The 8,373-nt window shown below is 67.0% G+C and carries 12 protein-coding genes; 7 read left to right on the top strand and 5 right to left on the bottom strand.

Annotated features, from left to right (window positions below; all coding sequences use genetic code 11):
• The 3 genes from J1C73_RS09125 to J1C73_RS09115 all read right to left on the bottom strand — a co-directional run.
• A partial coding sequence (locus J1C73_RS09125; RefSeq protein WP_207315889.1) for a DUF4254 domain-containing protein occupies positions 1–482 on the bottom strand: 482 nt, incomplete at its 3' end.
• Positions 479–1,126, bottom strand: a complete 648-nt coding sequence (locus J1C73_RS09120) for a hypothetical protein (protein ID WP_207315888.1) — start codon at positions 1,124–1,126, stop codon at positions 479–481. The genes J1C73_RS09120 and J1C73_RS09125, both read right to left, overlap by 4 nt.
• Positions 1,127–1,129: 3 nt before the next feature.
• Positions 1,130–1,597 carry an NUDIX hydrolase gene (locus J1C73_RS09115; RefSeq protein WP_207315887.1) on the bottom strand — a complete coding sequence of 156 codons (468 nt, stop codon included), beginning with the start codon at positions 1,595–1,597 and terminating at the stop codon, positions 1,130–1,132.
• A 263-nt stretch (positions 1,598–1,860) separates the two neighbouring features.
• Here J1C73_RS09115 and J1C73_RS09110 point away from each other — a divergent pair, with 263 nt between their 5' ends.
• The 5 genes from J1C73_RS09110 (at position 1,861) to J1C73_RS09090 (ending at position 5,651) form a co-directional block, all read left to right on the top strand.
• Positions 1,861–2,934 (top strand): helix-turn-helix domain-containing protein, encoded by a 1,074-nt coding sequence (locus J1C73_RS09110; protein WP_207315886.1) that lies wholly within the window; start codon positions 1,861–1,863, stop codon positions 2,932–2,934.
• Positions 2,935–2,958: 24 nt separating this feature from the next.
• Positions 2,959–3,528 (top strand): cysteine hydrolase family protein, encoded by a 570-nt coding sequence (locus tag J1C73_RS09105; RefSeq protein ID WP_207315885.1) that lies wholly within the window; start codon positions 2,959–2,961, stop codon positions 3,526–3,528.
• A gap of 4 nt (positions 3,529–3,532) precedes the next feature.
• The gene (locus J1C73_RS09100) at positions 3,533–4,471 is read left to right on the top strand and encodes an FAD-dependent oxidoreductase (RefSeq protein ID WP_207315884.1); all 939 of its coding nucleotides are present in this window, start codon (positions 3,533–3,535) and stop codon (positions 4,469–4,471) included.
• A gap of 98 nt (positions 4,472–4,569) precedes the next feature.
• Complete coding sequence (locus tag J1C73_RS09095; RefSeq protein WP_207315891.1) at positions 4,570–4,980, top strand: NUDIX hydrolase; 411 nt, start codon at positions 4,570–4,572, stop codon at positions 4,978–4,980.
• Positions 4,981–5,153: 173 nt separating this feature from the next.
• Positions 5,154–5,651 (top strand): hypothetical protein, encoded by a 498-nt coding sequence (locus J1C73_RS09090; protein WP_207315883.1) that lies wholly within the window; start codon positions 5,154–5,156, stop codon positions 5,649–5,651.
• A 46-nt stretch (positions 5,652–5,697) separates the two neighbouring features.
• Here J1C73_RS09090 and J1C73_RS35435 read toward each other — a convergent pair whose 3' ends face one another.
• Positions 5,698–5,829: a hypothetical protein gene (locus J1C73_RS35435; protein ID WP_278186528.1), complete on the bottom strand. Its 132-nt coding sequence runs from the start codon at positions 5,827–5,829 to the stop codon at positions 5,698–5,700.
• A 10-nt stretch (positions 5,830–5,839) separates the two neighbouring features.
• Between J1C73_RS35435 and J1C73_RS35430 the strand changes: the two genes are divergently transcribed.
• Positions 5,840–6,109 carry a hypothetical protein gene (locus J1C73_RS35430; protein WP_207315892.1) on the top strand — a complete coding sequence of 90 codons (270 nt, stop codon included), beginning with the start codon at positions 5,840–5,842 and terminating at the stop codon, positions 6,107–6,109.
• Positions 6,110–6,538: 429 nt separating this feature from the next.
• On the opposite strand, the gene J1C73_RS09080 is transcribed toward J1C73_RS35430, so the two are convergent.
• Positions 6,539–6,793: a helix-turn-helix domain-containing protein gene (locus tag J1C73_RS09080; RefSeq protein WP_242643927.1), complete on the bottom strand. Its 255-nt coding sequence runs from the start codon at positions 6,791–6,793 to the stop codon at positions 6,539–6,541.
• 619 nt (positions 6,794–7,412) lie between these two features.
• Here J1C73_RS09080 and J1C73_RS09075 point away from each other — a divergent pair.
• On the top strand, positions 7,413–8,312 hold the full coding sequence (locus J1C73_RS09075) for a DUF5655 domain-containing protein (protein ID WP_207315882.1): 900 nt from the start codon (positions 7,413–7,415) through the stop codon (positions 8,310–8,312).
• Positions 8,313–8,373: the final 61 nt, after the last annotated feature.

Here is an 8,373-nt window from a genome sequence, read left to right as displayed (position 1 = left end):
CGTCGTCGCCCCGCGACGACGTCGGTGACCAGCGAGTCGAGGGCGGCGCGCAGCTCTTCTCGCTGACCATGGAGGGCCGGCACGCGACGGCGGGCCAGCTCATCCCTGGATGCAGTCTGCTCGCTGTGCCAGATCCGCAGCGTCAGTACCGACAGGCGGTCGACGACGGAGGCGAGCGTCTCGGTATGCAGCGGCGCGTCGGCGCAGCCCGCGTCCGCCAGCGTGCCGAGGACCTCGTCGGCCCGCTCGGCGAGCATGTTGCGTTCAGCGTTGAGTTGGTCGATCTCCCGATTGCAGTCAGCGACCTGAGCGGCGGACAGTAACGTGCCACGCACCCGGTCCTCGGTGTCCCACAGGCGTCCGTTGACGGTGTGGAGCCGAGTGATGGTGTCGTCCAAACGGCGCTGGTCCTTGTCCTGGAGGGCGGCCAGGGTTCGGGCCAGGCCCGCGGGCAGGACCAGAGGCGGGGAGTTCTGGGTCATCGGGGACTCCCGTCAGTGATTCGGGTGAGACCGAGGTGATCGCGTACGTCGTGGTGCACGTCGTCCAGGGAGCGGCCCTCACAGTCCACGACGTCGGTGTAGGCGCCGTGGCCGACCTGGTGAAGGAGGACCGCGTGCAGCGTTCTCTGGTACTCCGGGTAGATCCCGGTCCAGGGACGGCCCTCGCGTGCGCTGGCGATGGCGTAGCTGCGCTCGGCGTCTAGGGATGGGACCAGCAGAATGGAGATCTCTGACGCTCCTGCCCGTGAACCAGCAATGCTCGTCACGGTCTTGAGTGCTTGACTCACCGTCAGCCCGTCCTTGACTACGCAGGTCGCGGTGGACACGGCGAGGAGCATGGGTAGGCCCCGGTCGAGCAGGCCCGTACGCCCGGCCTGGCGGGCGGCGGCCCGCTTGGCGTGGCCGGCCAGCAGCATCTCGGTCAGCTCGACGGTCGTGGACGTCTCGAACCACCATCGGGCGTAGTCGCCGCCCGCCACCCGCGCCCACGGCTCGGGGTCGTGTTCGTGGACGGCGCCCAGCGGCTGGCAGCCGTCCCACCGCTCGGCCAGCCGCACGAGGTGGGTCGTCTTGCCCACGTTGTCAGGGCCGTTGAGGCTGATGAAGTCCGGGGCCCGCGTCATCGCTCACGCCTCGCGGATCGGGGTGTCGAGGACGGAGACGATCGCGTGCGTGTTCGCGGCGATGAAGTCGGCCAGCTCCGGGGGCATCAGGTTCAGCTCACGGACGGCCTCGGCGGTGAATGGCACCTGGACCACCTCGTACCCGCCCCGCTCCGGCTTGGCGAACTCCGTGCCCGTACGGGCGGACAGGTCCATCGACCCCAGACGGGCGGCGAAGATGTGCTGGACGCCGATGCCGTCTTCCAATTGGTCGGTAATCAGATGGACGAGCTCGGCGCGCTCCATCTTGCCTCCGAGTTCCTCGAACACCTCGCGGTGCAGGGCCGCCTCGATGGTTGCGTCGCTCTCCTCGACCCCGCCACCTACCGAGACCCAGTACGGATCCCTGCCCGGCTTGGTGCGCTTGATCAGGACCAGCTCGTCGCCGTCGAGGAGGATGGCGCGGGCGTTGCGCTTGACGATGTCGGTCATTCCGTTGGCTCCTTCTGAACGCGGTATAGGAGAGAACGGGCGGAGCGCCGCTTGGTGCTCCCCGGCTCGGTGGACTCAGCATGGTGCAGACCGGGCCCAGGGAGTGAGGTAGGAGCGCTGCAGCAATGCCGCACCACTGCCGCACTTGCCTGGCTACGCTGAGTGTTTCGACGTTTCATCGGACTGCGGACGGGGGCACGACGGTGGTCACGGTGCAGCGATGGTCCGGGCGCGAGGCGCGGCTGTTACGCGACGCCCTGCGCATGAGCCTTCGGGATTTCGCCGCGTACTTGGGTGTCAGCGACCGGACCGTGTCGAACTGGGAAGGCGGCGGGGCCGGTTACCTGCCTCGTGCCGAGTCGCAGGCTGTCCTCGACACGGCACTCAGCCGTGCATCGGACGACGCGAAGACGCGGTTCGCCGCAGCCTTCGGATCGAATAGCGGCACCGCACCCGTCGTCGGCGTGATCGAAGTGCACTCCCACAAGTTCCTGCCGGTCTTCATCGGCGTCGAGCGCGCCCGCCGAATCTGCGCACACATGACACCGAGTGCGGGCACAGATTGGCTGGAGTCCTCGGCTGCACGTGTGGAGCACCCCGACGCGCAGAAGTGTGTTCTGTACGTCTTCGCGTGCGGCGTAGCTGTGTTCCATCTCGTGCAACCGCACGAGCCGGCATCGCTCACCGAACTTGCCGTGTGGCGCTACCGCTCGTACGCCTCTGACCTCCCCTGGGCGCGGGACAAAGTCCGCGACCTCCTGGGCGGAGATCATTCTGGCGTCCCCAATCCCGAGTACGTCCTCTCCCTGTACTGGCTCACCTCCAGCCCCTGGACCGGCAGCACCTACGACACCGTCCTGCGCCTCCTGTCCACGCCCTCGGTTCTGGTCGACCGCGGCGCCCTTGGCGGTCCCGCGCCGTTGGACGGCTCAGTCGAGGAGTCGCTCCTCGCCACCGGCGTCGACCACCCGGAGATCGTTTCCTTCGGCGTACGGGGAGTCTCCACGGGCTACGCGGGCTGGTCCGGCGTTGCCTATGCGTCCCACTCCCACGAGCGCAGCCTCACCGTCGACGAACTGGTCACCTGCGAACTCACTGTCCAGGCCCTGTGGTGCTTCACCCGACAGATCCAACAGATGATCGAGGACGGGCAGGACCCCTCCATGCCGGAGCAGTACGGCTGGCGTTTCCTGCGCGCCGCGTGCTCCCGGCTCACGGCGGCCCGCGCCCAAGAGACAGCTCAGCATCTCCTGATGCGAGAGGCCATCATGAAGACCAGCGGGCTGGCCGAACGGCTGCGCGCCGCACAGGACGCTCTACGCGAGAGCGTCGGCTGAGGACAGTAGGCAGGAGAAACGCACATGGATATCGGCAGCGCCGCGCTGGTCGTGGTCGACATGCAGAACGGATTCGTGAACCACCACAGCCGCCACGCTGTGCCAGCGGTCTCCGACCTGGTCGCCCAATGGTCCGCCGCAGGCCGACCCGTGATCTTCACCCGCTACTTCAACTACCCCGGCAGCTCCTACGAGCGCTTCTTCCAATGGCACCAGCTCCAGGAACCACCCGAGACCGACATCGTCCCCGAACTCACCGAGGCCGCCGACAACTCGCGCACGGTCATCGACAAGACCGGGTACACGCTCTTCACCCCCGACGCCACCGAACTGATCCGCCAAGCAGGCTGGACCGACCTGGCCTTCTGCGGGATTGCCACCGAGAGCTGCGTTCTGAAATCCGCCGCCGATGCCTTCGAACGCGGCTACGCGCCCTGGATCGTCCACGACGCCTGCGCTACCGACGCCGGCCCGGACGTCCACGACGCCGGCCTTGTCGTCGCCCGACGCCTGATCGGAACCAGCCAACTCGTCACCACCGAGCACGTGGTGGGACAACTCACTGCGTACGCAGGGACCCCGGTGCTGGAATAACCCCATGGCCGACACACCGCCCCGCACCGGTTCGCCCGCAGCACACGACACCGACCTGATCATCATCGGAGGCGGACCGGCCGGCTGCGCCGCCGCCCGCATGGCCGCCAGCGTCGGCATGCGCTCGGTCCTGATCGAGCCGGACGACCTGTGCCGCAACCTCTACCGCATTCCGGCCCTGAACAACGTACTCGGTGGCTACACCAGCGGCCCCGCGCTCGCCGACTCCATCACCACAGAGCTGAAGAGCACGGAGCTGTGCCGCCTGGAACTCGGCAGCCACGTGGTCGAACTCCACGCCGACGACGACCACGTCACCGTCACCCTGGACACCGGTACTCGCCTGACCGCCCCGCACGCGGTCGTAGCCACTGGCGTCGGTCCGATACAGCCCCGCGACGTCTCCTGGATCACCGCCCCCAGCGGCCTCACGCTGTCCCCGCTCTGGCAGGCCGATGTAGAGGACGCAGAAGGCCGCACCCTCCTCATCCTCGGCGGCGACCGCCCGATCGGCACCTTCCTCCGCGCACACCCGACCACCGACACCCGCCTGCTTGTGGCTTACCCGGAGGCCGACGCGTACAAGATCGAGGAGATCCGCGACGACGCCCGCGTCACGCTCCTGCCCGTCGAGCACCTGACCCTGGCCCCCTCCGAAAGGGGCGCGGTAACCGCGGACGCGGTGAGTCAGGACGGCGCACGGCACACGGTCACCGCAGATACCGCCTACCTCAGCATCGGGAACACGCCCGCTGCCCCACCCGGCGACCTTGCCCGAGGCGCCGACGGCTACTGCCCACCGACCGATCAGCATTCCCGTGTCATCGTGGCCGGAGACCTGCGCTCCGCACGCTTCCAGCGGATCATGACCGCCTTGGGCTCCGGCAGCGAGGCCGCGCTGCACGCCTACTACGCGGCGCGAGACCTCCCCATCACGAACTGAGACACCCGTCAGAACAGCCCGACACTGAGCCGAACGCCGGAACAGGGCTCGACCCAGCACCGCGATGTGGTGCCGATGGCGTTTTGGACCGGAAGGAAATCACGGTGCCGATTAGTGCCCAGAGGGCAGTCGCAGCCGCCATCGTCGTCCAGGACTGGCACGTCCTGCTCGTACGGCGACGCATCGCGGAAGGAGCCCTCTCATGGCAGTTCCCAGCAGGGAAGATCGAGCCCGACGAGACCTCTGAAGAAGCCGCAGTACGTGAGACCCGGGAGGAGACCGGGCTCTTGGTGGCGCCGATCAGCGTGCTGAGGCAGCGGATTCACCCCATGACGGGCCAGGAGATCCACTACATCGCGTGCCGGCCCATGGGCGGCGAGGCGTTTGTCGCGAGCGTCGAAGAACTGGCCGAACTTGCATGGGTGAGGCACGGCGAGATCCCGCAGTACGTACCGTACGGCCTCTTCGGACCGGTCCAGCAGCATCTGGATACGGCGCTCCAACGATGACCGCCCCACTACCCCATGTGCGGCTTACAGTTGACAGCTGACAGTAGATTGGACTCATTTCTACATTTCAGGGAAGTGGATGACAGTAACCGCTAGACGTGGCGACTGTCGGTGTGTCAGGGTCGGCCCTGTCACCAGTCGACGGGACCGGGGGACGCACCCGGGGAGGGCCCATGACGCAGGAAACTCAGCCGCAGTTCATCTCAGTGCCTGTACCGAGCCAGTACGTCACGCAGGTGTACGCCTACCTCGCTGAGTTGACCGGGGCAACGGCCGCTACTCCACCCGTCTCCACGGTTCCGCCGATGGGTCTGTCGGCCGGCGATCCGCTCCCGGTGGTCGAATGGACCGTGGAGGACTTTCGCCGACTGATGATCGAGCCGCTGAGTTCGGTGCAGACGATCACCCGTGTCCTCGACATTCTGGCGAAGCAGCCCGACACGCGGGTGAGCTACACCTCGCTTGCACAACACCTAGACATGGAGAAGAAGAGCCTGCAGGGCAACCTCGCGGCCTTCACGCGTACCGTGCGCAAGCACTACAAGCGCCGCAACTGGCCGATGACATGGGTGGACGCGCTCAGCAGCGAGCCGGAGCTCAAGTCGGAGTTCTTCTACACGATGAACGCGGCTGTCGCCGAACGCTGGCTGAAGGCCCGCGCGCAGGGCTGAAATAGAGATAAGAGCGGGGAGGGAGTTCAGCGCGCTTCGCGCCCTTTTATTCGCCCTCAGCGGCGGGGGGCGAGGTGTGCTGGATGCGGGTGATCGGGACGAGGACGGGCCTGTGGGCGGTGCCTAGCTCGCGGCGGACGGCGGCTTCCTTGAGGGTGCGGGCCGCGTCCGCGATCACCGCGGCGTCCTTGGCGTCGGTCTTCGCCTCGCCCGGGCCCCACACCCTGCGCGCGCTGGAACTCACCGACCAGATCACCGCCGAGCTGACCGTCCTGGTCGGCTTCGACCAGGACCTCGCTGCCGAGGGGTGGATGCTCAACGATGGGCAGGATCGCCGGTTTGTCCAACCGGCGATCCCGCGCTATCTTGCGCCGCTCGCTCTGCTGAATATCAACGACGTGTACAGCTGGCGGCTGTTGGTCATCGAGGATGGCCGGCGGCTCTCGCTGCCGCCTTGAGTGGGGCGCCGCTACGCCGACCTCGGTGACGTCGACGGAGGTCGGCGATACGGCCAGTGTCGAAGGGCCGCGGCGGTGGACTATCGACGGTCGGGGATTGCCGGCTTCGTCAACCGGTGATCCGCCTTCTCCAGGTGACTAAGAAGAGTTCGCGCTGAGATCCGGCAGCGCCCGAAGGAGTACGACACGGGGGCAGCCCGAGTGAGGAGATCAGCCGGGTTGCCGGGTGCCCTCCAGGGGCTGCGGTGGTGTGTGTCCCCGGGTGCCATGGTCGGCACGGCAAGGTTGGGTTCCTGCGGCGCATGGGCGAAGGACGGTGCTAGGAGGGTGCGTAGCCAGGCGATGGGCCGGCTGATGGTGGCCAGTCAGCGCTGGACGGAGGTCCGCCGTGCTCGGGCTGGGGCTTCTTCAAGTGAGGGCGGGGGAGCATCAGGCGTCGGCCCGGTTGTACTCAGGCTCTCCGCTTTCGAGCACGCGGAGCAGCGAGGCGGTGACTACGCGCGTTCCACGGCCTATCTGGAGCACGCGGCACGGGAACTGTCCCTGACGGACGAGGTCGTAGCCTTTCGCGCGGGAGAGCCCGAAGGCTTTGGAGGCATCTGCCACGCTGCTGGTGCCACTCCAGGTGGCACGGATGCGCATGGGGCTGTATGCGGCATTCCCGGCATGCGCATTGGTGATCATTGGGCTCACGCGGTGACTCCTGGGGTGGTTACGCGTTCCTGACGCGGCGAACGGGGCGATCTGTATGGACGCGAGGGCTCTCCGTCGACGAGAAAGCAGGTTGGCTGCTCGAAGCGACGTCGAGGTATCCATGGTGCGCAGGAAGGCCGGTTTGGCTAACCGGCGTTCTCGGGCTATGTTGCCCAGCTCTCAGATGATTCGGACGTCGCGCCGAGGCCGCAGTCGCTTCCTCGTGGGGGTGGGCCGTTTCGGTCGTGGTGATGGAGTTCCGCTTCAATGTCTAGCCGGTGACTTAACACCACTTCGCTGATCTGGCAAACACGCAGGTCAAATGGGGTCTGACTCTTCGGGGTCAGACTCCTAGATTTTTACCGTGCTGGATAGGTGCTGGATTTTCTGACCTCTCGTCACCTGTCATCACCCCTCATATCCGTACCGTGCTGGATTCGTGCTGGATGCCGACGGAACGCGCGGGCACGGAGGGGCGTCTGTTCGTGCACCGGGGTCCACTGACCCCGTTGCTCGGCCGTTCAGCACACGCTCTTCACAGGCTTAACGGCCGCTGCGGAAACAAATCTCGACCCACCCGACGTTGTTGATCTCCGATGCGATAACGGGGGTGGTCGGCTTGAAGTTGTTTCGTACGGACACAACGAAAAGCGGCGTGACCGAGGTCACGCCGCGTCTTGCTGAGGTCGAGGCAGATGTGCAGGGCCTCGTCGAGGCACACATGGAGACACTGCTGGGCGTTCGGTTCCTGGCGAGCGAGTACAGCACCGGGCCGGTCCACGGGGGCCGAATCGACTTGCTCGGGCTGGACGAGAACGGGTCGCCGGTCATCGTCGAGACCAAGCGCGGCGTCGACCCCGGCGTCATCCACCAGGGCTTGTTCTACCTCTCGTGGCTGATGGACCACCGGGCCGAGTTCGAGCACCTGGTCCGCGACCGGCTCGGGGCTACGGCCGCGTCCCAGGTGCTGTGGAGCGGACCGCGCCTGATCTGTATCGCCGGCGACTTCACACGCTACGACGTGCACGCCGTACGCGAGCACCGGAGGTCGATCGACCTGGTCCGCTACCGACTCTTCGGCACCGACCTGCTCGGGCTTGAGACCGTGGCGTCGGTGAGCGGCGGGATGCGGGTAGCCCGTCGGGCGCGTCGACAAGCGGTCGCGCGGCGGGCGGCAGCCGACGTTCAGGGCACGTCGATGGTGGAGCTGGCGAGCGCGGTCGACGAGGCGCTGCTCGGGCTCGGGGACGGTGTTAACCGTGTGGAGCGCAAGCAGTACCGGGCGTATCAGCGGCTGCGGAACTTCGCCTGCCTGTGTCCGCCGCAGCGGAGCAAGCTGCTGGTCTACCTGAAGGTCGACCCGCAGGACGTCGACCTCGTTCCGGGTTTCACCCGTGACGTGTCCGGTCTCGGTCACCACGGGACGGGTGATCTGGAGGTACAGCTCCGTACGCCGAGGGACGTGGAGCGGGCGCGGGATCTGTTCCGGGCAAGCTACGCGGCGGCGTGATCGGATGTCGCTGCCGCCGACTTGGCGGGCTGCGCTTCGTACCGTATGTGCGGTCGTGGGT

The sequence above is a fragment of the Streptomyces laculatispora genome, assembly GCF_017353455.1.
GTDB classification, from domain to species: Bacteria; Actinomycetota; Actinomycetes; order Streptomycetales; family Streptomycetaceae; genus Streptomyces; species Streptomyces laculatispora.
The sequence above is the reverse complement of the archived record's forward strand: the minus strand, read 5'-3'. Positions and strand labels throughout refer to the sequence as shown.

Coding starts and splice junctions, on each gene's coding strand:
- J1C73_RS09115 (WP_207315887.1), bottom strand. CDS start 1,597: ATGACCGACATCGTCAAGCGCAACGCCCGCGCCATCCTCCTCGACGGC.
- J1C73_RS09080 (WP_242643927.1), bottom strand. CDS start 6,793: ATGATCACCAATGCGCATGCCGGGAATGCCGCATACAGCCCCATGCGC.
- J1C73_RS09105 (WP_207315885.1), top strand. CDS start 2,959: ATGGATATCGGCAGCGCCGCGCTGGTCGTGGTCGACATGCAGAACGGA.
- J1C73_RS09120 (WP_207315888.1), bottom strand. CDS start 1,126: ATGACGCGGGCCCCGGACTTCATCAGCCTCAACGGCCCTGACAACGTG.
- J1C73_RS09110 (WP_207315886.1), top strand. CDS start 1,861: ATGAGCCTTCGGGATTTCGCCGCGTACTTGGGTGTCAGCGACCGGACC.
- J1C73_RS09090 (WP_207315883.1), top strand. CDS start 5,154: ATGACGCAGGAAACTCAGCCGCAGTTCATCTCAGTGCCTGTACCGAGC.
- J1C73_RS09100 (WP_207315884.1), top strand. CDS start 3,533: ATGGCCGACACACCGCCCCGCACCGGTTCGCCCGCAGCACACGACACC.